The sequence below is a fragment of the Pseudaeromonas paramecii genome, from assembly GCF_039540575.1.
Lineage (GTDB): Bacteria > Pseudomonadota > Gammaproteobacteria > Enterobacterales > Aeromonadaceae > Pseudaeromonas > Pseudaeromonas paramecii.
The window spans coordinates 202,141-227,559 of the sequence record NZ_BAABFC010000001.1; the positions used below are offsets into that span (position 1 = coordinate 202,141).

At 59.8% G+C, this 25,419-nt stretch carries 28 protein-coding genes; 24 read left to right on the top strand and 4 right to left on the bottom strand.

What is annotated here, in order from left to right:
• The first annotated feature begins 1 nt into the window (after position 1).
• The 12 genes from urtB to ureG are packed head-to-tail and all read left to right on the top strand — an operon-like array spanning position 2 to position 10,006.
• Positions 2-1,576 carry an urea ABC transporter permease subunit UrtB gene (gene urtB / locus ABD847_RS00955; protein ID WP_345009141.1) on the top strand — a complete coding sequence of 525 codons (1,575 nt, stop codon included), beginning with the start codon at positions 2-4 and terminating at the stop codon, positions 1,574-1,576.
• Positions 1,577-1,579: 3 nt separating this feature from the next.
• Positions 1,580-2,665: an urea ABC transporter permease subunit UrtC gene (gene urtC, locus ABD847_RS00960; protein WP_345009143.1), complete on the top strand. Its 1,086-nt coding sequence runs from the start codon at positions 1,580-1,582 to the stop codon at positions 2,663-2,665.
• Positions 2,662-3,501, top strand: a complete 840-nt coding sequence (urtD, locus tag ABD847_RS00965) for an urea ABC transporter ATP-binding protein UrtD (RefSeq protein ID WP_345009145.1) — start codon at positions 2,662-2,664, stop codon at positions 3,499-3,501. The genes urtC and urtD overlap by 4 nt, the downstream gene beginning before the upstream one ends.
• The gene (gene urtE / locus ABD847_RS00970) at positions 3,495-4,190 is read left to right on the top strand and encodes an urea ABC transporter ATP-binding subunit UrtE (protein ID WP_345009147.1); all 696 of its coding nucleotides are present in this window, start codon (positions 3,495-3,497) and stop codon (positions 4,188-4,190) included. Before urtD ends, urtE begins: the two co-directional genes overlap by 7 nt.
• Positions 4,187-5,032, top strand: coding sequence for an urease accessory protein UreD (locus ABD847_RS00975; RefSeq protein ID WP_345009149.1), 846 nt, complete (start codon positions 4,187-4,189; stop codon positions 5,030-5,032). Before urtE ends, ABD847_RS00975 begins: the two co-directional genes overlap by 4 nt.
• Positions 5,033-5,083: 51 nt before the next feature.
• A complete protein-coding gene (locus ABD847_RS00980; protein WP_345009151.1) occupies positions 5,084-5,386 on the top strand; it encodes an urease subunit gamma in 303 nt (100 codons plus the stop codon).
• A 13-nt stretch (positions 5,387-5,399) separates the two neighbouring features.
• Complete coding sequence (locus ABD847_RS00985) at positions 5,400-5,735, top strand: urease subunit beta (RefSeq protein WP_345009153.1); 336 nt, start codon at positions 5,400-5,402, stop codon at positions 5,733-5,735.
• Complete coding sequence (ureC, locus tag ABD847_RS00990; RefSeq protein WP_345009156.1) at positions 5,732-7,435, top strand: urease subunit alpha; 1,704 nt, start codon at positions 5,732-5,734, stop codon at positions 7,433-7,435. Before ABD847_RS00985 ends, ureC begins: the two co-directional genes overlap by 4 nt.
• A 23-nt stretch (positions 7,436-7,458) precedes the next feature.
• A complete protein-coding gene (gene ureE / locus ABD847_RS00995) occupies positions 7,459-8,013 on the top strand; it encodes an urease accessory protein UreE (RefSeq protein ID WP_345009158.1) in 555 nt (184 codons plus the stop codon).
• A gap of 27 nt (positions 8,014-8,040) precedes the next feature.
• Complete coding sequence (locus ABD847_RS01000; RefSeq protein ID WP_345009160.1) at positions 8,041-8,595, top strand: HupE/UreJ family protein; 555 nt, start codon at positions 8,041-8,043, stop codon at positions 8,593-8,595.
• A 3-nt stretch (positions 8,596-8,598) separates the two neighbouring features.
• Positions 8,599-9,327, top strand: a complete 729-nt coding sequence (locus tag ABD847_RS01005; RefSeq protein ID WP_345009162.1) for an urease accessory protein UreF — start codon at positions 8,599-8,601, stop codon at positions 9,325-9,327.
• A 52-nt stretch (positions 9,328-9,379) separates the two neighbouring features.
• A complete protein-coding gene (ureG, locus tag ABD847_RS01010) occupies positions 9,380-10,006 on the top strand; it encodes an urease accessory protein UreG (protein WP_345009164.1) in 627 nt (208 codons plus the stop codon).
• A gap of 54 nt (positions 10,007-10,060) precedes the next feature.
• Here the strand turns inward: ureG and queE are convergent, their stop codons facing one another.
• From queE to ABD847_RS01025, 3 genes are all read right to left on the bottom strand, one after another.
• Positions 10,061-10,732 (bottom strand): 7-carboxy-7-deazaguanine synthase QueE, encoded by a 672-nt coding sequence (gene queE / locus ABD847_RS01015; RefSeq protein ID WP_345009722.1) that lies wholly within the window; start codon positions 10,730-10,732, stop codon positions 10,061-10,063.
• 80 nt (positions 10,733-10,812) lie between these two features.
• Positions 10,813-14,001: a diguanylate cyclase domain-containing protein gene (locus ABD847_RS01020; protein ID WP_345009166.1), complete on the bottom strand. Its 3,189-nt coding sequence runs from the start codon at positions 13,999-14,001 to the stop codon at positions 10,813-10,815.
• An 878-nt stretch (positions 14,002-14,879) separates the two neighbouring features.
• Positions 14,880-15,236, bottom strand: coding sequence for a DUF3693 domain-containing protein (locus tag ABD847_RS01025; protein ID WP_345009169.1), 357 nt, complete (start codon positions 15,234-15,236; stop codon positions 14,880-14,882).
• 128 nt (positions 15,237-15,364) lie between these two features.
• Between ABD847_RS01025 and ABD847_RS01030 the strand changes: the two genes are divergently transcribed.
• From ABD847_RS01030 to ABD847_RS01080, 11 genes are all read left to right on the top strand, one after another.
• Positions 15,365-16,039 carry a hypothetical protein gene (locus ABD847_RS01030; RefSeq protein ID WP_345009171.1) on the top strand — a complete coding sequence of 225 codons (675 nt, stop codon included), beginning with the start codon at positions 15,365-15,367 and terminating at the stop codon, positions 16,037-16,039.
• Positions 16,036-16,290 (top strand): hypothetical protein, encoded by a 255-nt coding sequence (locus tag ABD847_RS01035; protein ID WP_345009173.1) that lies wholly within the window; start codon positions 16,036-16,038, stop codon positions 16,288-16,290. The genes ABD847_RS01030 and ABD847_RS01035 overlap by 4 nt, the downstream gene beginning before the upstream one ends.
• 106 nt (positions 16,291-16,396) lie before the next feature.
• Entirely contained in the window at positions 16,397-16,642 is a 246-nt protein-coding gene (locus ABD847_RS01040; RefSeq protein ID WP_345009175.1) for a hypothetical protein, read from the top strand.
• Complete coding sequence (locus ABD847_RS01045) at positions 16,635-18,191, top strand: replication initiation factor domain-containing protein (RefSeq protein ID WP_345009177.1); 1,557 nt, start codon at positions 16,635-16,637, stop codon at positions 18,189-18,191. The genes ABD847_RS01040 and ABD847_RS01045 overlap by 8 nt, the downstream gene beginning before the upstream one ends.
• A gap of 14 nt (positions 18,192-18,205) precedes the next feature.
• Complete coding sequence (locus ABD847_RS01050) at positions 18,206-18,559, top strand: hypothetical protein (protein ID WP_345009179.1); 354 nt, start codon at positions 18,206-18,208, stop codon at positions 18,557-18,559.
• 59 nt (positions 18,560-18,618) lie between these two features.
• Positions 18,619-18,834, top strand: coding sequence for a major capsid protein (locus tag ABD847_RS01055; protein ID WP_345009181.1), 216 nt, complete (start codon positions 18,619-18,621; stop codon positions 18,832-18,834).
• Positions 18,835-19,260: 426 nt separating this feature from the next.
• Positions 19,261-20,610, top strand: a complete 1,350-nt coding sequence (locus ABD847_RS01060; RefSeq protein WP_345009183.1) for a virulence factor TspB C-terminal domain-related protein — start codon at positions 19,261-19,263, stop codon at positions 20,608-20,610.
• The gene (locus ABD847_RS01065) at positions 20,603-20,875 is read left to right on the top strand and encodes a DUF2523 domain-containing protein (RefSeq protein WP_345009185.1); all 273 of its coding nucleotides are present in this window, start codon (positions 20,603-20,605) and stop codon (positions 20,873-20,875) included. Before ABD847_RS01060 ends, ABD847_RS01065 begins: the two co-directional genes overlap by 8 nt.
• Positions 20,872-21,972 (top strand): zonular occludens toxin domain-containing protein, encoded by a 1,101-nt coding sequence (locus tag ABD847_RS01070; RefSeq protein ID WP_345009187.1) that lies wholly within the window; start codon positions 20,872-20,874, stop codon positions 21,970-21,972. The genes ABD847_RS01065 and ABD847_RS01070 overlap by 4 nt, the downstream gene beginning before the upstream one ends.
• Positions 21,973-22,417: 445 nt before the next feature.
• The gene (locus tag ABD847_RS01075) at positions 22,418-22,654 is read left to right on the top strand and encodes a hypothetical protein (RefSeq protein WP_345009189.1); all 237 of its coding nucleotides are present in this window, start codon (positions 22,418-22,420) and stop codon (positions 22,652-22,654) included.
• Between the two features lie 87 nt (positions 22,655-22,741).
• Positions 22,742-23,098: a hypothetical protein gene (locus tag ABD847_RS01080; protein WP_345009191.1), complete on the top strand. Its 357-nt coding sequence runs from the start codon at positions 22,742-22,744 to the stop codon at positions 23,096-23,098.
• 25 nt (positions 23,099-23,123) lie between these two features.
• Here ABD847_RS01080 and ABD847_RS01085 read toward each other — a convergent pair whose 3' ends face one another.
• A complete protein-coding gene (locus ABD847_RS01085) occupies positions 23,124-23,474 on the bottom strand; it encodes a DUF3653 domain-containing protein (protein WP_345009193.1) in 351 nt (116 codons plus the stop codon).
• A 650-nt stretch (positions 23,475-24,124) separates the two neighbouring features.
• Between ABD847_RS01085 and ABD847_RS01090 the strand changes: the two genes are divergently transcribed.
• On the top strand, positions 24,125-25,417 hold the full coding sequence (locus tag ABD847_RS01090; protein ID WP_345009195.1) for a tyrosine-type recombinase/integrase: 1,293 nt from the start codon (positions 24,125-24,127) through the stop codon (positions 25,415-25,417).
• Positions 25,418-25,419 lie beyond the last annotated feature (2 nt).

The following is a 25,419-nucleotide window of genomic DNA, read 5'->3' on the forward strand; positions in this document are numbered from 1 at the left end:
CATGGTAATTGCATTACGTCCTCTGCTTGCCCTGCTGCTGCTGTTTGCCTCCAGCAGCTGGGCCATGAGCCTGGAAGAGGCCCAGACCGCCTTGAGCGGTCGGGATTTTCAGGCCAAGGGCGAGGCCATCGCCCAACTGGCCCGCTCCGACGATCCGTCGAGCGCGCCCCTGCTGGCGGCCTTGTCCCGCGGCGATCTCTTCTATGTGAAAAAAGGCGGCCAGCTGGTCGTCCGCACCCCGGAGGGCTACCAGGATCTGGCGGGCCAGCCCCTGACCCTGCGCAGCAGCCAGCTCAAGCGGGTGGTGATGAATAACAACCTGCGGCGCCAGCTCTCACAATCACTGGCCGAGCGCCAGCTGGGCGATGCCGACAGCGGCGTGCGGTTGGCGGCGGCCAAGGAACTGCTGGGCAAGCTGGATGACAACCTGACGCCCTTGTTGCAGGCCCAGCTGGCCAAGGAAACCGACGACGAGGTGAAGACGGCCCTGGCCGGCGTGCTGGCCTACGAGCAGCTCAAGGACGCGGAGCCGGCGGCGCGCCTGACGGCGGTGGAGACCCTGTCCCACTGGCATCACCCCCAGGTGCTGGCGGCGCTGCAGCAGGTGCGGGACACCGATGCCGACAAGGCGGTACGGCTGGCTGCCGGCAAGGCTGCCGGCAGTCTGGAGCACACCCAGTCGGTCTACTCGGGCCTGGAGACCCTGTTCTTCGGTCTGAGCCTGGGCTCCGTGCTGGTGCTGGCGGGCATCGGTCTGGCCATCACCTTCGGCGTCATGGGGGTCATCAACATGGCCCACGGCGAGCTGATGATGCTGGGCGCCTACACCACCTTCGTGATGCAGAAGCTGCTGCCGGACGCTCCTGGCCTGGCGCTGCTGCTCTCCATCCCCATGGCCTTCCTGGTGGCCGGTGCCGTGGGGGTGGTGATCGAGCGCTGCGTCATCCGCTTCCTGTATGGCCGTCCGCTGGAGACCCTGCTGGCCACCTTCGGCCTCAGCCTGCTGCTGCAGCAGGCGGTGCGCTCCATCTTCTCGCCGCTCAACCAGAGCGTCGTCATGCCCTCCTGGATGAGCGGCAGCCTGTTTATCAATGACTTCTTCAGCCTGACCCTCAACCGGCTGGTGATCATCGCCTTCAGCTTGCTGGTGTTTGCCGGCCTGATGCTGCTGCTCAAGCGCAGCCGTCTGGGGCTGGAGGTACGGGCGGTGGCACAAAACCGCGCCATGGCCCGCAACATGGGGGTGCGCTCCGCCCGGGTCAATGCCCTGACCTTCGGCCTGGGCTCCGGGGTGGCCGGCATCGCCGGGGTGGCCCTGTCCCAGCTCACCAACGTGGGGCCGAACCTCGGCCAGAGCTACATCATAGATGCCTTCATGGTGGTGGTGTTCGGCGGGGTGGGGAACCTGTGGGGGACCCTGGTGGCGGGCCTGACCCTGGGGGTGGCTAACAAGCTGCTGGAGCCCTTCGCGGGCGCCGTGCTGGCCAAGATCCTCATCCTGGTGGCGATCATTCTGTTTATTCAAAAGCGGCCCCGCGGACTCTTCCCGCAGCGTGGCCGGGCCGTGGAGGGTTAACTCATGCTGCTGAAATCTATCTGGCGGGACAAGCTGGGGCTGGGGCTGCTGGCCCTGATCCTGCTGGCCACCGTCTACGTGGTGCTGGCCAACCAGCTGTTCGACCCGTCCCACCCCCTGTATGTGGGCACCAATACCGTCACCCTGCTGGGCAAGTACCTCTGTTACGCCCTGCTGGCCCTGGCGGTGGATCTGGTGTGGGGCTATCTGGGCATCTTGAGCTTGGGCCACGGCGCCTTCTTCGCCCTGGGGGGCTATGCCATGGGCATGTACCTGATGCGCCAGATCGGCCCCCGCGGCGTCTATGGCGACCCCGTGCTGCCGGACTTCATGGTGTTCTTGAACTGGCACGAGCTGCCCTGGTTCTGGAGCGGCTTCAACCATTTCCCCTTCGCCCTGCTGATGGTGGGCCTGGTGCCGGGCCTGCTGGCCCTGGTGTTTGGCTTTCTGGCCTTCCGCTCCCGGGTCACCGGGGTCTACCTGTCCATCATGACCCAGGCCCTGACCTATGCCCTGATGCTGGCGTTCTTCCGCAACGAGATGGGCTTTGGTGGCAACAACGGGCTCACCGACTTCAAGGATCTGCTGGGCTTCGACCTCACCGCCGACAGCACCCGCCTGGCGCTGTTTGCCGCCTCGGCCATCGCCCTGGTGCTGGGCTATCTGGCCTGCCGCATCATAGTGGAGTCCCGTCTGGGCAAGGTGGCCATCGCCATCCGCGATGCCGAGATGCGCACCCGCTTCATCGGCTACCGGGTGGAGTACGTGAAGCTGGCCATCTTCGTCTTCTCCGCCATGCTGGCGGGGCTGGCTGGGGCCCTCTACGTGCCCCAGGTGGGCATCATCAACCCGGGAGAGTTCTCGCCGCTCAACTCCATTGAACTGGTGATCTGGGTGGCGGTGGGCGGCCGGGCCACCCTGTACGGCGCCATCGTCGGCGCCCTGCTGGTGAATTACGCCAAGTCGGTGTTCACCGGCATACTGCCCGATGAGTGGCTCTATGCCCTGGGCGCGTTGTTTGTCCTGGTGACCCTGTTCCTGCCCAAGGGGGTCACCGGCTGGCTCAATCGCAAGGAGGCCATGGCATGAACATGTTTGCCCAGACCCAGGCGCTGTTTTCGCCTACCTATTGGCGCAATCGCCTGGCGCCCACGCCGTCACCGCGCCTGAACCTGACCCACGGGGTGATCCTCTACCTGGAGGACATCAACGTCAGCTTCGACGGCTTCAAGGCCCTCAACAACCTGAACCTCTACATCAATCAGGGGGAGCTGCGCTGCATCATAGGCCCTAACGGCGCCGGCAAGAGCACCATGATGGATGTGATCACCGGCAAGACCCGGCCCGATACCGGCAGCGCCTGGTTCGGCCAGAGCATCAACCTGCTGGAGCACGACGAGCCGGAGATCGCCGAGGCCGGCATCGGCCGCAAGTTCCAGAAACCCACGGTGTTCGAGACCCTGACGGTGCAGGAGAACCTGGAGCTGGCCATGGCCGGCCCCAAGGGGGTATGGGCCACCTTCCGCGCCCGCTTGCAGGGTGAAGACAAGGATTACCTGGATCAGATCTTGTTGCTCATCGGCCTGGTGGCCGAGCGCCAGCGGCTGGCGGGGGTCTTGTCCCACGGACAGAAGCAGTGGCTGGAGATCGGCATGCTGTTGATGCAGCGGCCCCAACTGCTGCTGGTGGATGAGCCGGTGGCCGGCATGACCCACCAGGAGATGGAGCGCACCGCCGAGCTGCTCACCTCCCTGGCGGGGCAACATTCCGTGGTGGTGGTGGAGCACGACATGGACTTTGTCCGCAGCATCGCCAACAAGGTGACGGTACTGCACCAGGGCAGCGTGCTGGCCGAAGGCAGCATGGCCCAGGTGCAGGCCGACCCCAAGGTCATCGAAGTTTATCTGGGAGAGGCGGCATGCTGACACTCAAGGGGATCAACCAGTTCTACGGCCAGTCCCACACCCTATGGGATCTGGACTTGCACATCGACAAGGGCGAATGCCTCTGCCTGATGGGCCGCAACGGCGTGGGCAAGACCACGCTGCTCAACGTCATCATGGGCCAGCTGGGCCTAAAGAGCGGCCAGATGGAGTTTGATGGCCAGGATCTCACCCGCCAGGGGGTGGAGCAGCGCTCGCGCCTGGGCATCGGCTATGTGCCCCAGGGCCGGCAGATCTTCCCGCTGCTCACCGTGGAGGAGAACCTGCGCATCGGCCTGCCGGCGCGGCGCGACGGCAAGAAGGCCATCCCGGATCTGGTCTACGACCTCTTCCCGGTACTGGCCCAGATGCGCCAGCGCCGGGGCGGGGATCTCTCCGGCGGGCAACAGCAGCAGCTGGCCATCGGCCGCGCCCTGGTGCTGGATCCCAAGCTGATGATACTGGACGAGCCCACCGAGGGCATTCAGCCCAACGTGGTGAGCGAGATCGGCGACATCATCAAGAAGCTCAACAAGGAGATAGGCCTCACCGTGCTATTGGTGGAGCAGAAGCTGCCCTTCGCCCGCAAGGTGGGGGACAGGTTCTGCCTGCTGGATCGGGGCCGCAACGTGGCCGACGGCGCCATGGGCGATCTGGATGAGGCGCTGATCAAGGAGTACCTGACCGTATGACGGCGGCGCCCGCGCTCACCGAGCAAGCTGCCAGCGCCGGTTGGCAAGCCCGCCTGTCGCTGGACTTTGCGCCACGGGCCGGCCGTACCGAGCTGGTCCGTCGCCAGCAGTTCGGCCCCTTGGCGGTACAGCGTCCCTTCCATCCCGAAGGGGCGCCCTGCCACCTCTACGTGCTGCATCCCCCCGGTGGTGTGGTAGGGGGCGACAGCCTGACGCTGGACGTTCAGCTGCAAGCCGGTGCCCACGCCCTGCTGACCACCCCGGGGGCCACCAAGTTCTACCGCAGCCTGGGGCCATTGGCCACCGTGCAGCAGCAGTTTGTGGTGGCCGAGGGGGCGAGTCTGGAGTGGCTGCCCCAGGACAACATACTGTTTCCCGGCGCTCGGCTGCGGCTGGACAGCCACTTCGCCCTGGCGCCGGGCGCCCGCCTGCTGGCCTGGGAGACCCAGGCCTTGGGCCGGCCCGTCATCGCTGAACGCTTCACCCAGGGCCAGCTGTTTAGCCGGCTGCAACTCAGCCGCGATGGGCAGCTGCAGCTCAATGACTGCCTGCGCATTCGCCATGAGGCGGATCTGAACCGATCTGCGGGCCTGGCTGGCTTCCCCCTGGTGGCCACCCTGCTGGCAACCCCCTGCGGCGAGGCCGAGCGGGAGGCCGTGCGCGAACTGTTGGCGGACTACCCATTTCCGGCCGGGGTGACGCGGCTCCAGGATCTGTTGGTGGTGCGGCTGCTGAGTGACGACAACGAGTTGCTGCAGCAGCGCATGCAGGCCCTGTGGCGGGCGCTGCGCCCGGCGGTGCTGGGCTGCGTGCCCTGCGCGCCGCGCATCTGGGCCACCTAGCCGGTTTTTATCAACTGAATACACGCAGTAAGAAGACTAAGGACAACGAGCATGGATCTGACGCCAAGAGAAAAAGACAAGTTGCTGCTGTTTACCGCCGCCCTGCTGGCGGAGCGGCGGCTGGCCCGCGGCCTCAAGCTCAATCACCCGGAGGCCATCGCCCTCATCAGTGCCGCCATCTTGGAAGGGGCTCGGGACGGCATGACGGTGGCGGCCTTGATGAGCCATGGCCGCACCATACTCACCCGCGAGCAGGTGATGGAAGGGGTGCCGGAGATGATCCCGGATGTGCAGGTGGAGGCCACCTTCCCCGACGGCACCAAGCTGGTCACCGTCCATCAACCCATTGTGTAAATAAGGAGCGCCCATGATCCCAGGCGAAATTCAGGTGGCGGACGGCGAAATAGCCTTGAACGTCGGCCGGCCCAGCCTCAGCGTCACCGTGGCCAACACGGGAGACAGGCCCATCCAGGTGGGCTCCCACTATCACTTCTTCGAGACCAATCCGGCCTTGCACTTCGATCGCCCCCAGACCCTGGGCTATCGGCTGGACATCCCCGCCGGCACTGCCGTGCGCTTCGAGCCGGGGCAAAAGCGCACCGTGACCCTAGTGGCCTATGCCGGTGAGCGCAAGATCTACGGTTTTCGCGGTGAGGTGATGGGGGCCATCGACGGCCAGGCAGACAAGGAGCAAGGGGTATGAGCAGCATCTCTCGGCAGGCCTATGCCGACATGTTTGGCCCCACCACGGGGGACAGGGTTCGTCTGGCGGACACAGATCTGTGGCTGGAGGTGGAGCAGGACTTCACCGTCTACGGCGACGAGGTGAAGTTCGGCGGCGGCAAGGTGATCCGCGACGGTCAGGGCCAGGGGCAGGCCAGCTGTGCGGTGGCCCTGGATCTGGTGATCACCAACGCCCTCATCATCGACCACTGGGGCATCGTCAAGGCGGACGTGGGCATCAAGGCCGGCCGCATCGCCGGCATCGGCAAGGCCGGTAACCCGGACGTGCAACCCGGCGTGACCCTGATCATTGGCCCGGGTACCGAGGTGGTGGCGGGCGAGGGCATGCTGCTCACCGCCGGCGGCATCGACAGCCATATCCACTTCATCTGTCCGCAGCAGATAGACGAAGCCCTCTGCTCCGGCATCACCACCATGCTGGGTGGCGGCACGGGCCCGGCCACCGGCACCAATGCCACCACCTGCACCCCGGGCCCCTGGTACCTGGCCCGCATGCTCGAAGCCGCCGACAGCCTGCCGATGAACCTGGGCTTCCTGGGCAAGGGCAACGCCAGCCTGCCCCTGGCCCTGCATGAGCAGGTGGCGGCGGGGGCCATCGGCCTCAAGCTGCACGAGGATTGGGGTTCCACCCCGGCGGCCATCCACAACTGCCTGAACGTGGCCGAGGAGACCGACACCCAGGTGGCCATCCACACCGACACCCTGAACGAGTCGGGCTTCGTGGAGGATACCCTGGGGGCCATCGGCGATCGCACCATCCACACCTACCACACCGAAGGGGCCGGTGGCGGTCATGCGCCGGACATCATACGGGCCTGCGGCCAGGCCAACGTGCTGCCGTCCTCCACCAACCCCACCCGGCCCTACACGGTCAACACGGTGGACGAACACCTGGACATGCTGATGGTCTGCCACCACCTGGATCCGGCCATCCCCGAGGATGTGGCGTTTGCCGAGTCCCGCATCCGCCGGGAGACCATAGCCGCCGAAGACATACTGCACGATCTGGGGGCCTTCTCCATGATCAGCTCCGACTCCCAGGCCATGGGTCGGGTGGGCGAGGTGATCACCCGCACCTGGCAGACCGCCCACAAGATGAAGGTGCAGCGCGGTAGCCTGACCGGGGACCCTGCCCGCCATGACAACGCCCGCATCAAGCGCTACGTGGCCAAGTACACCATCAACCCGGCCATCACCCACGGCATCAGCCATGAGGTGGGCTCGGTGGAAGCGGGCAAGCTGGCCGATCTGGTGCTGTGGCGGCCAGCCTTCTTCGGCGTCAAACCTAGCCTCATCATCAAGGGCGGCATGATAGCGGCGGCCCCCATGGGGGATGCCAACGCCAGCATTCCCACCCCGCAGCCGGTGCATTTTCGTCCCATGTTCGGTGCCCTGGGCCGTGCCATGCAGGCCACCCGCATGACCTTTGTCTCCGGCGCGGCGCTGGCGGCGGGCTTGCCGGAGCAGCTGGGGCTGCAGAGCCTCATCGGCGAGGTGAAGGGCTGCCGCCGGGTGCGCAAGGCAGACATGATCCACAACGCCTGGCAGCCGGTGATCGAGGTGGACAGCCAAACCTACCAGGTGCGGGCCAACGGTGAGCTGCTCACCTGCGAACCGGCCGAGGTGCTGCCCATGGCCCAACGCTATTTCCTGTTTTAACGGTTTGTGTTGTAGAGGACCCTATGATCCGATTGACCCAAAGGGTCGCCGCCAGTGGCGAGCAGACCCCCGATACCACCCTGACCCTGCCCATCGATCTGCGGATCAAGAGCCGGCTCAAGGTCACCCTGGACGATGGACGCGAGGCGGGCCTGTTCCTGCCCCGCGGCCAGCTGCTGCGCGGTGGTGAGCTGCTCACCGATGACGCCGGGACCCTGCGGGTGCAGGTGGTGGCGGCGCCAGAAAAGGTCAGCACTGTGCGCAGCGACGATCTCCTGCTGCTGACCCGCGCCTGCTATCACCTGGGCAACCGCCATGTGCCGCTACAGATCGAGTCCGGCTTTGCCCGCTACCAGCAGGATCACGTGCTGGACGAGATGGTCGTGGGGCTGGGCCTGACGGTGACCACAGAGCTGGCGCCGTTCGAGCCGGAGGCGGGGGCCTACCAGTCCCAAGCCGGGGCCGGCCACCATCACCACCATGATCACGACCACAGCCATGATCATCTTGGGGTTCATGGCCACGAGCATGCAGATCACCCCAGGGTGGCCCTGCACGGTCATCTGAAATTCAACTAACGCCTTCAACTACAAAAGGACATTGCCATGAAGATTGCAAAACTGGCCTCCGTCGCCGCCCTGAGCCTGCTGATCACTGCACCGGCCTTCGCCCACCCCGGTCACATGGAGCACGGCCTCACCGATGGCCTGCTGCACCCGCTCACCGGCCTGGATCACCTGGCCATGCTGCTCACTACCGGGCTGCTGGCCGGCGTCACCCGCCGCAGCCTGCTGATGCCGCTAATAGCCCTGCTTGCCCTGGTGCTGGGCACCGGCCTCGGCTTTGCCCTGGGAGCCTACAGCTGGGTGGAACCGGCGATCCTCATCTCCCTGGTGGCCGCATCCAGCCTGCTGCTGTCCCACTCCCGCCTCACCGCCCTGACCTGGACCATGCCGCTGTTTGCCCTGTTCCATGGCTGGGCCCATGGCGTCGAGGCGCCGGCGACCCAGCTGCTGGGCTTCACCCTGGGCTCGGCCCTGATGGCGGGGGCCCTGCTGGTCGCCGGCTTCGCCCTGGGCCGCAAGCTGCAGGCCCATCCGCGCCTGCAACAGGGCTGGGCCGGTGGCCTGCTGGTGCTCACCGCCAGCCTACTGGGCTAAGCCATGACGCTGTCAGCTCACGGGGCAAACCATCCCGTCGAGGGCGCAGGTCAATCGGTCCAGGGCCTTGCCCTGGGCTGGTTGCAGCTGTTCCAGCTCATCAGCGCCAACCTGCCGGTGGGCAGCTTCACCTACTCCCAGGGGCTCGAATGGGCGGTGGAGGCGGGCTGGGTCAAGGGGGCCGACGGCTTCGAGGCCTGGCTCACCGATCAGGTGGACGAGAGCCTGGTGTGCCTGGACTGGCCCCTGCTCAAGCGGCTGCACCAAGCCGCCCTGGCGGCCGACGAGCCGGCGCTGGAGCACTGGACCCAGCTGCTGCTGGCCAGCCGGGAGAGCGAGGAGCTGCGCCTGGAGGAGACCCAGCGCGGCCAGGCCCTGTGCCGGGTGCTCAAAGACTGGGCCCTGAGTGACGGTCCGCTGCCGACCTGTTTGTCTTCCAGTCAGCTGGCGGGCTTTGCCTGGGCCGGCGCCCGCCTGGGGCTGAACCTGGAGCAGTTGGCCCTGGGCTGGGGCTTTGCCCTGATCGAGAGTGCCGTGATGGCGGGGATCAAGCTGGTGCCCCTGGGACAGCAGGCCGGCCAGGGGATACTGCGCCGGGTCAGCGGGCGCTTGCCGGCGCAGCTGGCCACCGCCTGGGCCCTGGCGGATGACGAGTTAGGCGGCGGTCTGCCTCGGCTGGCCATCGCCAGCAGCTGCCATGAGATTCAATACACCCGGCTGTTTCGCTCCTAGGCCTTCGCCAGGGGCGCCGGATAGACACAACCCAAGGACAAGGAATACAGATATGACGACGATGAGCAGCCCGTTGCGGGTCGGTGTGGGGGGCCCGGTGGGCTCCGGCAAGACGGCCCTGCTGGAGGCCCTGTGCAAGGCCATGCGGGATCACTTCGAGATAGCCGTGGTCACCAACGACATCTATACCAAGGAGGATCAGCGCATCCTCACCGAGGCCGGTGCCCTGGAGCCCGAGCGTATCGTGGGGGTGGAGACAGGTGGCTGTCCCCACACCGCCATCCGCGAGGACGCCTCCATGAACCTGGCGGCGGTGGAGGCCCTGGCGGAGCGCTTCGGCAATCTGGATGTGGTGTTTGTGGAGAGCGGTGGCGACAACCTGAGTGCCACCTTCAGTCCGGAACTGGCCGATCTCACCATCTATGTCATCGACGTGGCCGAAGGGGAGAAGATCCCCCGCAAGGGCGGCCCCGGCATCACCAAGTCCGATCTGCTGGTGATCAACAAGATCGATCTGGCGCCTTACGTCGGCGCTCGGCTGGACGTCATGGAGTCGGACACCAACCGCATGCGCCCAAGCAAGCCCTGGACCTTCGCCAACCTCAAGACCGGCCAAGGGCTGCAGACCATCATCGACTTCATCGTCCAGGCCGGCATGCTGACCCCCAAGGCGGCCTGATGGTGCCAAGCCAAGACAACAACGGCCTCATAGTGAGGCCGTTTTGTTGTCTGCTCAGTCGATCTGCAGGTACTTGTGCAGCTGGGCCGACAGCCGCCAGTTGCGCTCGATACAGGTCCGAATGGCCAATGCCGTGGCCTGACGCTGCTGGCTGATGGGTTGCAGGGCGATCTGGACGTTGGGCTTGTGACAGCGGCGGGCCAGCAGGGCGTCCAGCTCCTCGATGTGCTTTTCCCGTGCCACCGGATGCTTGATCTCGTCGGCCCGGGCCAGGGCCTCATCCAGCACCTCAAAGCCCCCCTTCATCGCCACCTTGGGGGAGACGGTCACCCAGGCGGCGGGATGGATCAGGATGGGCTGGGTACCGCTCGTCTCCAGCTGCACCTCGTAACCCGCTTCCAGCAGGGCCCCCGACAGGGGACGCAGATCGTACAGACAGGGCTCGCCGCCGGTGATCACCACGAGTTTCGCCGTGTAGCCCAACTGCTGCAGGGCGTGCAGTATGGCCTGACTGTCCATACGGGCCCAGCCGTCAGACTGGCTGGATCTGTCCAGCACCTGCTCCGCCGGCACCTGGCGCTCTGGAGTCACCACCCAGGTATGGCGGGTGTCGCACCAGGGGCAGCCTACCGGGCAGCCTTGCAGGCGGACGAAGATGGCGGCCCGACCGCTCTGGCAGCCTTCACCTTGCAACGTCTGGAAGATCTCGTTGATGGGATAGTGCAGGGACATGGGACACTCGCTGGAGAAATTGGGCGCCGGAGGATAGCAGAATCCCCCGGCTGAAAAAAGCATAGCCTGGCCGGCTAGCTGGGACAGCTGCTGAGCTGGATATGGCCCTTGCCTTGCCGTTTGACCTGATAGAGGGCCTCATCCGCCAGACGCAGCAGGGCGCGATCATCCAGGGCGTCGGTCAGCTGGTGCGTGTCGGTCAGCCCTACGGAGCAACCCAACCATTTCGCCTCCGGCAGCGCAACTTGCCCCAGATGCTGCTGCAGTTTGGCCTCAAAGCCCCGGGCGTCCTGCAACTTGTGCAGCACGCGGCCCAGACGCTGCTGTGCGGCCTGGCGGCTGAGCCCGGGCAGCAGGATGACGAACTCGTCGCCGCCCCAACGGGCAAACAGGTCGCCGTCGGCCAACTCCTCCTTCACCAGGGCGGCAAACCAGCGCAGCAGCAGATCGCCCACCTCATGACCGAAGGTGTCGTTGTAGTACTTGAAGTTGTCCAGATCCAGGTAGGCCAGCGCCATGGGCGACGCGACCTGGGCATCCAGCGCACTCAGCTGGCTGCGCAGCGCCTGCTGCATGGCCTGCCGGTTGAGCAGACCGGTGAGACTGTCGATGCTGCTAAAGTGCAGCAGCTGTTTGCGTTGTCGCAGTGTCACCAGCTGGGCCGTCAACTGGTTACCGATGAAACGCAGTGCCTCGGTGTCTTGCAGGCTGATCTGCAGGTTGTCATCGAAGGTCATCAGTAACATCTCACCCAGCCGTCGGTTGCCATCGTGCAGCGGTATCACCAGCACGGAGGAGAGACGCAGGGGGGGCAGGCTCTCCTCGAAGCGGACCCGCAGGCTCAGGCTGGGCTGGTTCTGCCCACCGAAGCGGCTCGCCAGGGCCAGGGCATCCACGGGTAGTTCGGGCAGCTCGTTGAACTGAGCCAGTTCCACCGGGGGGCTGGCTTCCTCCTGCAACAAGATGAAGCCGGCCTGAGCATTGAAGTTGGCACAGATGAGTCGCAGGGTTTCCCGGCCCAGGGCCGGTTCATCATCATGACTGTGACCCAACTGCTGCAGGGTACTCAGCAGCCGCATCTCCCGCACGTTGCCCCACAGCTCATTGATCTGCTGCTCCTGGCGCACCAGGCTCAGCAGGTTATCCAGTTGCAGCTGGGGCAGGGGGAGGGAGAGTTTCACCACCTGGCCGCTGTCCTTGAACCAGGCACGACGTATCTTGTTAAAGCTGTGCTTGAGGCCGTGCTCCCGACACAGGGCCACCGCCAGGCGAAAGTGCAGATAGCTTTGCTCAAACTCGTTATTGAGCCGATGACACTTGATCCGCGCCTCGTGATACAGCAGCCAGTGCTGACGTGTGAGCCCGGCGTTGGTATCCAGTGCCTCCTGCACCAGCGCCAGATCCTGTTTGGCCGCCTCGGGCTGGAGCTGGCCGGTATGGATCAGGGCCTTGAGCAGCGGCCGCATGAATTTGCCGTCGGCGGAGACGTCGAACTTGAGGGCGTAGCTGCGATCCAGCGCCTGCTCGGCCCGCACCCACTCGCCTTGCAGGGCATGGACCAGCCCCTGCAACAGTATGATGTCGTGCTCGTTACGATAGGGGAAATGGGTGGTGCCGCGGATCCGTACCATCTCCTTGAGTCGGATCAGCAGGGTGCTGGCGTGATCGAAGTTCTCGCTCAAGGTGTAGAGCCAGGCCAGGTTGTAGAGACTGACCGATACCTCGGAGTAGTCGTTGAGTCGCATCACTGTGGTGAGGGCCTGCACCAGATAGTCATGGGCCGCCTCAAATCGCTCGTGCAGGCAGTGGAAGTAGCCGATGCCGTTCTTGATCCGGGCCAGTTGGGACGGCAGCTTGATCGCCTCCCGCAGCCGCTCACTGATCTTGAAACAGCGCAGCGCCTTATGATCCTGCTTCAAGTTGGTATAGATGACCCCCCGGCCGTGATAGGCCGACGCCACATCGGCCAGGTAGCCATAGTGCCGGGCCAGGCGGATGGCCTGCATGGAACAGCTCAGTATCCAGTCTGGCTCCAGCCGAGCATCGAAGGTGGCCTGGACGTAGACATTGCGCAGTGTGTAGATGCGGGCGCCCATCAGCTCGAAGCGCTCGAGCCGGCTGAGCAGCTGGCGCAGCCGTCCCAGTCCAAAGGGGGCATTGGCCTTGTCATTGGCCACAAACAGGCTGAACAGACTCAGGGTCTGATCCAGCTCGTCGCCGTGGAGGTTGCTCCATTTCACCGCCTGCTGGGCACACTGGGTGGCCAGAATGAGATCGGAACGGTAGATATGGGCCAGGCTCAGCTCGCGATACGCCAGGGCCAGGGCCGCCGGATCATTGATGCGCTGGGCCAGCTCCAGTATGCGATCGAAGCGACTGACAGCATCTTCCACCTGGCCGGCCAGCATGGCGGCGCGGCCCCAGCAGGTATAGAAGCGGATGGCAAAGCGTGGATCGGCCTCAGTGCTGGGCAACTCGGCCAGCGCCTGGGTATGTTCGCAGGCGCGAACGGCCTCCGGCAGGCAGAGACTGTGCAGCAGCCGCTCGCAGCGATACAACCACTCCATGGGCGACTGGGGCACATCATACAGGCTGGGCCAGGGGTGCAATTGCAACGGGGCCAGCTCTTCGTCAAAGCTAAACAGAACCCCGGTGTCCTCAATCAAACCGACGAACTGATCCCAGTGGCGCTGCTGCGGTTCACTGGGTTGCTGAAAGTCCGGATCCAGGCCAAACAGCAACAGGTAGCGTGAACGGCTCTGCTCCTGCATCAATTCGCTGATGAGTTGCAGGGCACTTTCGCCGGCATGGTGCAGACCGGTCACCAGAAACAGGATGGGATGCACCTGGCTGAGGGATTGAACCAGGCGAATGATAGCCTGACGGATCTGCTGGCACTGAAAGCCCAAGTCGTCAGGCAGCGGGGACTCGGTCCGGTTCAAGGGCCGGCCCTCGAAGTAATCGAGTAACAGACTGCGAGCCGGGCCAAAGAGCTGCAATTCGCTCAGCACCAGCTGCAGGCTACCTCCTTGGGTCTGAATGAGCTGGCGCAGCAGGGGTAACAGAGGTGAGTAGGGGTGACGCTGATCCTGTGGCGTCATCCGCCATTTGATGGGCGGGCAATGCTCCCGCAGGCAAAATTCATCGAATCGGGTGCGTAGCCGAGCACCGCTACGGGTAGCGATAAAGCCGCAGATGGCCTGCTGTTCATTGGCATGCCGCCAGGTTGTGCTAAGCCATTGGTCGAACCGAGTTGCACCCAAATCCTGCTATCCCATGTAAGTTATTGTCTAATCGAGCCAATATTATAAAAATTGCTTGATCTTCGGCCATGGCGTCTGCTTCAGAACGAGGCATGGATCATGAGATCCTAATAAAGGGCAAGCTGGTCAATGACTTGAACAACAGGGCGCCATCGATAACATTATGGTAAATGAAGTGCTGACCAAACGGTTCCTCCAGGGGCGGCAAGCCTGTGCAGCCGGGCATAGGTGCAGAAAGGTGAATCCGTAATCCAAGGAGTCTGCTCAAACACGAAACAGGCCAACTCACTCCGGTGACATGGGGCCGGCGTACAGGATGGCAACCCGGCGCACCTGGCAGTCCCCCTGACTGGCAGTAACCCTGAGAGGAGCGTTTACCCATGGAATCACGGGAATAGCAGCGACGACGGCATGGGCGCAGGGCGTCAGGTCGGCAACAGCCGCCCGACGGCGGCATCGGTTCCGCCAGGATGAAGGGGATGGGGACTCCCCAAACGCAAGACGCGTCGCTACGTGAAAAATGGCCGTTTGGCAGGGGCTCAGTCGCCAACTTTTCACCTAGACACGGGGTCACCAGTTACGCCAGCTCGGTGCTACAACGGCCGCCATGCCGCTGGGACAGGCCCAGCCGGCGTGTCTGCATGTGCGACTGGCGCCGTGAGAGCAGCACAACTGTGCCTTGGCCATAGACTCAGCCTGTTCGTCACCATCTGTCAGCCAAAGAAAGCAAACCGGGAATGACTGGGCCTGCGCCTGGTCTTGGCTGGCTAAGCGGTTGTCACGGCCGAGTATGCAATCGCCTGAAAAACAAGGGGGAGTTGCCCGGTAACACCGCAAAGGTGCCTAGGACGCCATCACTGACTCATCATTTATGATATTTAACATAATATACATAATGCGAACTTAAATTGGGTGGTAGCCAGGGCCGCAAACAGTCCCAAACCAGCGCAGGCTGCGGCCTCAGCGCCTGCGCAATACCTTTTTAGCAGTTGTGCCCACACTCGTTTTTCTTCCGGTGATTTGGCTCTTGCTTCGGCTAGACCCATGACAACTTCTTGTGGATCTAGTCCACATTCGATAGCGATGTAAATCGCTGTTTTGTCGGTAAATTCCTTTTTTCCGTTGTTGATTTCCGCTAGGTATCCGGCGGAGATTCCTAGCTCTGCGGCCATCTGTTTAAACTGCGCTAGGTTTTTGGTGGTCATGTATGCCGTTATCAGGTCTTTTGAGTTCATTACGTTGTTCTCCGCCTCCTGTTTTTTGTTGATTCTAGATCATCTGGTTAGCTTTCTCGCTTATTGACGATTAGCTAAATGGCTGGCTAGATTTGCCCCATTAGCCGATTAGCTAACAGGGTGACACCATGACACGGACAGCAGCAGACCAGCAAGTAACCGATACTTCGGCCTATCGTGGCGAGGTTTCCCTTTCGGCTTCGTTCCAATGGGGCTTTGTGCTTTACCGTGACAATGAAATCTATGTCAGTGCAGGCGGCTTTGAGGATGAAGTTTCCGCTGCTGATGCTTGCGCTGAAGTAATCCCTGAGCTTGATTTTCCGATTGTCATGGTTGCTGGCCCTGAGCCTGAATCTGTTGTCTTTGAGCTTGTTTCGCCTTTTGAGCCCTCTGTATCTGTCCCCTTAGAAATCTACGACGAATTTCTCTATATGTGGACGCTGTATAACGTCCATGGTTGTGCTGCGGGCAAGTTCGATACTGTGCAGCATCTTATTCAGTACGTTCTGCGTTCTGTGTGTTACGGTTCTCGCCGTCCTGGTTCCTGGGAACGTGGCGTTCTCGATGCAATGGGCTTGGTGGCTGATTGTGTTGATCATCAACAGTACCGCGCCAAGTACGGTTTCCCTGCTGTTCACCTGGGGGCCGACGACGAGAATGCAGCAGACCAGCAACCTCCCTATATCTGTCAGTTTTGCGGTGCGCCTTCCTGGTTGCATCCATCTGAACAGTCAGCGCCTGCTGATTACTGTTCAGACTCGGATCACGGTTCCCTTGAGGATTACCTGGGGGCCGAAGAATGAAGCTCTCCCGGTTCGACCATAATCCGTTCCTTTTCCAAGCCTATGGGTTTGCTGTTGTGTCCCTGGTTTGTGCTGGGCTCCTGCTTGCTCTGGTTTTTCAGGGTTCGCCGCTTGATTTGCTTGGCCTCTTTGATTCCTTGATTGCCATGTTCTTCGGTTGGTATCTGGACTCTGAGTTGTGGGGCCGTCATTACGCTGCTTTGGATCAGTATCTGACCTTGCGAGCTATTGAGCGGAGACGCCAGCAATGAACTGGGTTGTCTATCTCTATTGGTTCCTGGCCATCTCTGTTTGCGTTGGCGGATTGGTCTTCATCGCTATCGAGATTCGTAAGGTCGTGAAGTACGGGAGCAAGCAATGATGCGCTTTGCCGACGACTATCAACCTGACGCCCTGCCGCCGGTCACTGTCTACTGGCAGACCGAACCCGGCTTTGGTGTGTTTGCATGGCTGCCTGGCCAGGGATGGGACCAGTTCGATTCGTTTGGCCAACTGGATATGTATTGCACTGTGCAGTACTTCGGTTATTCGGTTTCGTTTGTCGAGATCACCTCCGAAGCCCAGCGCTTGGAGCTGGTAGCCCAGGGGGTGTTTGATGAGTAAGTGCATCATTGACTTCGTATCAGGCACTTGGTCTCCCCTGCCCCTCCAGCGCATCACGGCCATGGCCAAGATGGGCGCCAAGCTCAAGGGCATTCCCCGTTTTGTCTCCCTGGCTGCCAAGCGTTGGGGCGGTAACTTCGGCCTCAATCAACTGGGTGAGCCTATCCATGTCAATCAGGCCCCCACGGATACTCCGGTGCATGAACTGCCTTGGAATACCTTCCAGCAGGATGCCAATGGTAAGCGCCGCGCCGCTGCCTATGCTGCCGGTAAACATTTTGAGCCGGCCTCCACGCCGGATGCTGAATGGATCGAGTACCGCAAAGAGCTGTACAAGGCGATGCAAACCGTCGTTACGGCTGGCAGCGACGAAACCCGCTTTCGTGTCTCCCGCGAACTGCGCCAGCTCATGGCCGACTCGATACAGGATGATGAATTCGTTCTCGAGGGTGGCGACTTCCAAAGCAACTTTTCTGAGCTGCTGGGCATGTACGGCGTGCAATGGCTCGACGCCCTGTGCGCCTCTGAGCTGGAGTACTTCGTGTACCAGTTGAACGCCCAGCTCTCCGGCCATCAGTCTATTGAGGGCCCGCACTATGGTCGTTGGACTGTGGAATCGCGTAATGGCGGCATGTTCGGCTATAGCCACGCTGCCGTTCTGCTGTGTGACGGCCAGCAGGCTGGCCTTGCTGCCTGGGGCTCTGCAAACCATGGCTGCCTCATTTCGTTCTCTGGTGTCGGCTGTGCTGCCCTGGACATGGCCGAGCTTTACAAGGTTCTGGGTAAAATCCCAGGCTTCCGCCTGACTCGCGTGGACATTGCTCTGGATGACTTTGAGGGTGAGCGCTTCGACGTTCTCAAGGCCAAGGAGTGGGCTGAGGATGGCCTTTTCACTAAGCGTAAGCCGCCTTCTTACTGCTATATCGAATCTGGCTCATTGACCAAAAAGGAGGCCGATAAGAAACGGCGTTCCTATGGGTTTGACCCTTGTGGTGGGCGTTCCTTCTACGTTGGCAATCGTACTTATGGCCTCATGTTTCGCTGCTATGAGAAGGGTAAGCAACTTGAATCCGAAGAGTATCCCAACTGGCAACGGGCCGAAGTCGAAATTCGCAATAAGGACAGGGTTATCCCCTTGGATGCCTTGATTGATCCAGACAAGTATTTTGCCGGTGCTTATCCCTGTCTGGCTCAACTGGTGGCACCTGCTGAGCCTGTGGCCATTAAGACCAAGCAAGGCGCCATTGATATTCCTGAGGCCGTCACGGCTAACGGCGTTGATATGTCCGGTATATCAAAAACCGGCAAGGCGTTTATTGAGAAGGTTAAGGCCACCCGTTCCGCCGTTCTGCACAACGCTGCTATTCAAGCGGGCCGGGTCGTGAATTATCTCTATCACGGTGAACAACTCTCACCCACTGAGATTGTGCAACTGATGATTAGTCACCTGGAATTAGGCGATGTGCCTAAACGGCTGTCTATTCCAATCCCTGAGGAGTTTGTGCCGGATGAGCGTCCGGTTTATTACGGCGGCCTAGTGGCCATCTAATGGAGTAATTAAAAATGATTGAAGGTCAAAAAATTCCGGGCGTTCGGATTTGCTCTGCTGTGCGTCTGACAGGCACCTCTGCTAAAACCAATAAGGGCTATGACATGGTAAAGGTTCTTTACCTGCTGCCTGCACGTGATTACGAAAAAGAAGGTTTCTCGAAAAAGGGCTGGGGTTTCGAATATCGCGAAATCAGCGGCATTGTCGATGATGCGTTGTTTGATGATTTTGAAAGGCTCGTCTTCCTGGAGCCATGCGATATTTACGTCGCCAATCATCCTGAGGACCTTTCCAAAAACGTTATTGTTCGTGTTGAACAAAAACTGACTGAGTTCGTTCAAAAAAAGCCTGAGCCTATTAAGGCTTAACTAATTTCGGCAATTGGTCGTTGTCGAAATTCCATCAACCCATATAGGGAGATTTGACCATGAAATATTTCCAAGCTGCTCGTAAGTACGGTTCCCGTGTTGCCACTGGTGCCGCCGTTGCCCTGATGACTGCCGCCCCTGCGTTCGCTGAGCTGCCCACCGAAGTTTCTACCCAGATGGCTGAAACCAAGACTGATGCGGCCACCATGGGGGGCCTTGGCCTTGTCATCGTTATCGCTATCGCGGCGTTCAAGTATCTGCGTTCTGCGAAGTGATTCCGGCCATTTAAAGGCCCTTCGGGGCCTTTTTTCGATCTGGGGGCGCTATGTCTTATCAAGTAGGTGACAGCTGTTATTCGGATGCGTCTACGGCGCTTTCTGTGATGGCGTCAACCATGTTTGGCACTGGTGCTGATGCCAGTTGGTCTAGTGCTGTTTCTGCTGATGGCTCTGCCATTGTCACCACATATTCGACGGGTGCTGTCGTTTATGTTTCTCCGAATCTCCAACCTTGCCACCTTGTTGAATCTACTGAGGCCATAGGCCTTTCTTGGGGCGTCATCCTCTGTTGGCTCATAGCCTGGGGCTATCGCCAGATGGGCCGCTCTGTTGACGATAGGGGGCAGCAATGACCGTTTACTCCTACTTCCTTGTTGCTGCGCTGCTGGGTGCGGCTTGGCTCTATTTCCGATAGGGGGCGTTATGCGCTATTTCTTCTTGGGTGTCTCGCTGATGCTGATGGTGGGTACTGCGTCGGCCAGCACCATGTCTGCTGTAGCGTGGGAGCAGGGTGTCACCTTTGGCGGTTCTGCGGGGACAATCCGTAAGGGTGTGACGGTGTTCAGCCCCCTGGGCGACGCTCTAATAGCTGGTGAGGTTCGCGCTCTTGGTAGCAAGTTTGCCGTCTCGGCAACTGCTCGCCTTGCAGCTGCACGCATGGGGACGATTATTGGCCTCGGGTTAAGGGCCGCAAATCCGTTAATTCTAGGCGCGACTCTTTTAGCTTATTTGGCTGAGGGCGGGATCTCTTTAGAGGATGGTGAATATGTTATTAGAGCTCAGTCTACTGAGCATGTAGATCCAAAAGTTACGACTCCAAATCCACTCGTTTATGTACTTGTTTATTATAATTCGAGCACTCTGGTTTATACCGAATATTACGGCTTGACTAAGCAGCAGGCTTGCTCTGTTGTTGGTGGTTCCGTTGGCGGTTCAACTTACCAATATTGTTATGCCACAGGTTTCACATATCAGTATAAGGTCGGTTACTGTTCTAATGATACACATGTCTCCGGTTCTTCTTATTGTGCATCTAATCCATCTTGCCCTCCTGAGGATGGTTCTCCCTACACTGAGTTACGTTACGCCGACGGTGTCCCACTTTGCTATTTGCCGGATTCTATTCGCCCTGTTGTTGACTCTGATTGGTCAAATCTTCCCGCACCATCACAAGCTGTTGCTGTGGCCTATGCGAATGAAGTTGCCGGTTCTGATGATGAATTACCGATTGATTCAACCCCTGTCAGCGTTGGCGGTTCTGACGCCAAACTGATTGGCAATGCTTATATTAAGGATGGTGCTTGGTATGCTGATTATGCGACGACCACTGTTTACCCTTCGGGGACTTCGGCGGTTACGACGGTTGAGCCTGTGCTTGTATCTGATGACACGACCACAACTCCTAATGTCGCTGATACAATCACTAACGTTGATAACAGCAGTTCTTCTAGTTCCTCAGTCACCGAAGTTGATTCAGTGGATTACTGTGTTGATAATCCTACTCGGTCAGGCTGTGCAACTCTTGATTCCCCCGACAGCGAGGATCTGGACGTTGATACAATCGATTTCTCGATTAATGCTTTATCTCCTTTTGGTGCTGATGATGCTGCTTGCCCTTCTCCTAAGCCTTTAATCATCCTTGGTCAGTCTATCGAGTTTTCATATCAACCTGTCTGTGATTTCTTCACTGGCATACGTCCTATTGTCATCGCTGTGGCGTGGCTTTCCGCCATTCTCCTATCACTCGGTTTAGGGGGTAAGGGTAATGAGTAGCTTAACCAAATGGGTGTTGTCTGTTTGTGGGCCTATAGCAACGCGGGTATTGAGTCAGTTGGGTTTGAGTTTGGTTACTTACGTCGGCGTTGATACTGCGGTTAATTACTGCATCGACTATATCCGCAACTCCTACTCTGGCGTTTCTGCTGATGTGGCTGTGTTCTTGGCAATGGGGGGATTCAATACCGCACTGGGTATCGTTTGCGGTGGCATTGTCTCTCACCTGACACTGATGCAATTCAAGCGGATGAAATTCAAATGATCACGTTAATTACTGGTGTCCCTGGTGGGGGCAAAACGCTCTATTGTGTCGCTGAGGTCTTGTTACCTCTGGATGCAGCTAATCAGAAGTTGCCACCTGAGCAGCGTCGTAAAATCTTTGTGGACGGTATTCCTGACTTGTTGATTGAGCATGAAGTTGCTCCCGACATTACCAAGTGGCATGAGTGGGCTCCTGACGGTTGTCTGATTGTCGTTGATGAGTGCCAGCGTGTTTGGCGTCCTACGTCTGCGGCTGCCAAGGTGACGGATGATATTGCAGCGCTTGAGACTCACCGGCACCGTGGTATTGACTTCATCGTTATTACCCAACATCCCAGTCTGATTCATTCAAACGTGCGTCGTTTGGTGGGCAAGCATATCCATCTCCGTCGAACTGCCCTTGGTGTTTATGCCTATGAATGGTCTGAGTGTGCCAATCCTGACTCTGTCCGCTCGGCCCTTACCAAGGTTCGCTGGTCTCATCCTAAGTCAGCGTTCGGCAAGTACAAGTCCGCCAGTTTGCACACTAAGGTCAAATTTCGTGTGCCGCCTGCGCTCAAGGTGTTTATTGGCTCGGTCATCATATCCCTGGTGCTGGCTTACCATTTCTCGAAGCGCATCATGGAGCGTATGGGGCTTGTGCATGATGACCCGGTTGTCCAGTTGTCCAATCCTCCACAGGCTCGCCCTGGTGCTCCGGTTGCTCCCCAGGCTCCTGAGCTGCCATCAGACGGCTTTGTGATGCCTCGCTATGCCCATGACATTTACCTAGTGGGGGTCAGTGGCCAGCGTGATGATAAGGGCCGCTTTAGCGGTGTGGTGATTTTCAAGTCACTGATGTCAGGCCGCTGGGTGTTTTTGCATGCTGAGGATCTGGAAGTGCTAGGTTACCGGGTCAACTTGCCTAACAACGACTTGGCCGTGTTGGTAGACCCTAAGGGCAACACCACCCAGGTCAGTTGGGAACCATTGGAATACAACCCAAATCCTGCCGATGGCCATGATTACACAGCGACAGGCGGCACAGACACGCCAGAGGCAGCCGCAGGCGACACTGGCGGGGCTGAGACGCCGGTCGCAAGTCAATCAGCTGCGTGAGCTTGATGTGGGGCTTTGCCCCACATTGAAGGCCCGGCGCCCTCGTCCGGGCCGTTACTAGGGCCAATCACCATTTCTGCTAGTTCTAGGGCGTTCCTGGCCCGCACCTCTCCATTACCTATGCCGCCACCCTCCCCCCTCCTATAAACGGCTCTTGGCGTCATCCTGCAGGGCTCTGTGGGTCGTATTGCCAGAAGAGCGGCGTTCGAGGTGGCCGCCTCCACCCCGTATAGTAATACGGGGTGAAATTCACAGCTGCCCGGCTGGGACTCCTGTGGTACTGTCTCGGGACAAGGAGGTGACTATGCGGTCAAAAGGTGTTGCGTTCGAGTCAGGGATAGATTTTGTGTCTCGTGGTTTTTGGTTTGCTCTTGGTTTTACCCCGGTCTTTTTGCTTGTGTCCTGGTTGGCTTTCCAAGCGTGGGTTCAGTATCAGGATTATCGGTTGGGGAAGTCGTTGGATCAGTCGGCTTTGCAGCTGGAGCTTAACCAGCTGCGTCAGCAGCGTGACAATCTCCAATATCGCTTGCAGCAGGCCCAGCAAAAGCCGGTGGCCACCATAGCGCCGTCGGCCACGCCTCCGGATGTGAAGCGGGAGCGTGAGTGCAGTAACTTGGTCTTGCAGTTCTCCCAGACGGGAGATCAGAAGGTCAAAGAGCGGATGTTGCAGGTATGCGATTAAGGGGCTTAGGCCCCTTTGATTTATGTTTACAGATTTCAATCCGGGTGCTAATTTGAAATCAGTTAACGCAAATCAAAGGGGAGGCTTATGCGTGGTGGTGCTCGAGTTGGTGCAGGTCGGCCAAAGGCTGAGGAAACGGTGGCTGTTCGGGTTCCTGTAGGCTGTTTGGATGCTGTTAGGGATTTCATTTCAGCTTATCGTACTGGCGTTCTTCCTGCCCAATCTTCGTTTGGTTTTGCTTTGGATTGGCACCCTACATCTTTCTTGCCTGATGTTGGTCGTCAACTGGTCGTTTGGTGTCGTTTCAAAGATGGAGATCCTTATTGCCGTTTTTATATCAACTCTGATTGGTATCTGAAGTCGCTTTTGTGCTTAGGGCCTTATGAGTTTGGTATGTTTGCGTGGGCATACCAGCCTGAATTATCGCCTCCTTCTTTTGATTAGTGTTGTGTTATTCAACAAAAGGGGCCTAGGCCCCTTTCTTCTTGTGTCGTCTGTGCGGCCGGTCGAGTCGTATCACTGCATGGGCATAGCCGGCGGCCAGCCACATGATCTGTTGCGGTGTTACTCGTTCTCCGTAGGGCGTGATTAACCAGTTCCCCCGGATCTTCCAACCGTTCCAATCGCGGTGATGGTGCCCCAGTTCCTGGCCACCGTATAACGCCATTAACCGGCGGTGGTGTCCGGGTATCGGTTTTCCCTTGTCCCAGCCTTCTACTGTTTTTTGACTTACGTCACATAATTCGCAAGTTTTTTCGAGACTCAAACCGCACCGAAACCAACGGAAAATGTAGTTTTCGGTCACTTTGCTTCTGTCCATAGATAAACTCCCGCAAAGAGCGGGAGCTTAATCTGAGTCTTTACTCGGTTGGGATTTAACCTAATCTCGCATTATGCGAGCTGAGACAATACAACAAGCAACCGAGTATACCCCAGGTGGCGCTGGCTTGAGCCGGCGGCTGGGTTATCTTCGTTTGTGCGTTTGTGCGTTTGTGCGTTTGTGCATTGCGCGTGTTTTACGACATCACGCATGGCATGTGCACATCCACGCTTACCCATGCGGCCAATTCAAACACGCCGACTCGTCCAGCAACGCAGCCGCTGGGCATCTTGCTGATTGCTGCCGTTGTTCGGGATTGGCGTGCTGACGCACCTTGTGCCGTGCGCTCGGCCTGGCTGACGCAGTGCGCTAATATCGTGCGCCATCTGGCGGGTTTAAGGTGATTAGCCAGGCGGCTTAGCGCTGGGTCTGGAGATAGATGGCGGCCAAGGTGCTATTAGCCGACCGCAATGGTCATGCGGTATCTGGTTGATTTGGTCGAAAATGAGCGGTGTCGGCAAGGCGAAAATTAAGGTGCCCTGCAAGGCGGCGGGCAGCCCATTGCCAACTCCGACTTATAGGAAAGTCGGACTTGAAGCTGTACTTGGGCCGGCCTAAGATGCCGCACCGGCAATCATTTTTTTATCTTCATGAATAACAACGATATTTCTCTGCCACCCTATTTGCCGTACTTCGAGTCACTGAACTTGCTGCATGAGGCCAACAGCTTTATCAACGCCCATGTCAGCCACCTCACCGCCACCCGGGTGGACGATGCCGCCCTGCTCTATGAACTGACCCTGGATTACCTGTGCGAGTTGCAGAGCAATGCCAACAACTTCAAGACCGCCCGCTCGGAGATCACCACCTTCCTCATCTGGTGCTGGGATCTGCAGGGGCTGCGCCTGGCGGATGTGACCCGCCGGCATATGAATCAATTCATTCAGTGGTGCCATCAACCTCCCCTGCCCCTCATCGGCAACGCCCAGCGGCCGCATTTTCTCACCGACAAGGGGCTCGGGTTGCGGGTGCCCAATCCCTTGTGGCGCCCTTTCGTCAATCGTTCCCCCAAGCAAAGTCAGCTGCCGGCCGGCGCCCAGGCCTATCAACGCAAGGCCTCGGCCACCAAGAACCAGCTGGCGGTGCTCTCCTCCTATTACCAGTTCCTCAACGATGAAGAGTATTGCGATCGCAATCCGGCGGCCCTGGCCATGCGCCGCGGGCGCCTCAAGGAGAACCCGCTGCATGGCGAGCAGGATGAGGCGATCAAGGCCCTGAGCCCGCTGCAGCTGAGCTATCTGCTGTCCACCCTGGACGAGCTGGCCGCGGCCGATCCCGCCCGTCACGAGCGCACCCGCTTTCTGGTGATACTGCTGTTCTCCACCTATGCGCGTATCTCGGAGATCTCGGCGCGCCCTGGCTATGCGCCTGTGATGTCACAGATCCGGCGCGACAAACACAACGAGACCTGGGGCTTCTTCATTCCACAATCCAAGAACGGCAAGGCCAGAACCGTGGCGGTCAGTGACGCCTTGCTGGCCGCCCTGACCCGTTATCGTCGATTTCTTGGCCTGCCCGAGCTGCCATCCCCCAATGAGCAGATCCCGCTGCTGGTGCGCCACAAACCCGCCCAGCACGGTCGAGATAGCCAGAATCTCAATGCCAACCTCGGCATCAATGCCATTCGCGAGGAGGTGGAGCGGGTCTATCAGGCCACGGCGGAGCGCCTGATGCAGGACGGTCGTACCCAGGATGCCGACGAGTTGCGAACCATGACGGTGCATTCTCTGCGCCACACCGGGATCAGTGCCGATCTGGAGAAAGGCCGGGCGCTGCATCATGTGATGGCCGATGCCGGGCACCAGGATATTGGCATCACCTCCCGCTACATCACGGCCTCCCGTACCGAGCGCTATGAGAGCGCCCGTCACAAGGGGTTGTAACT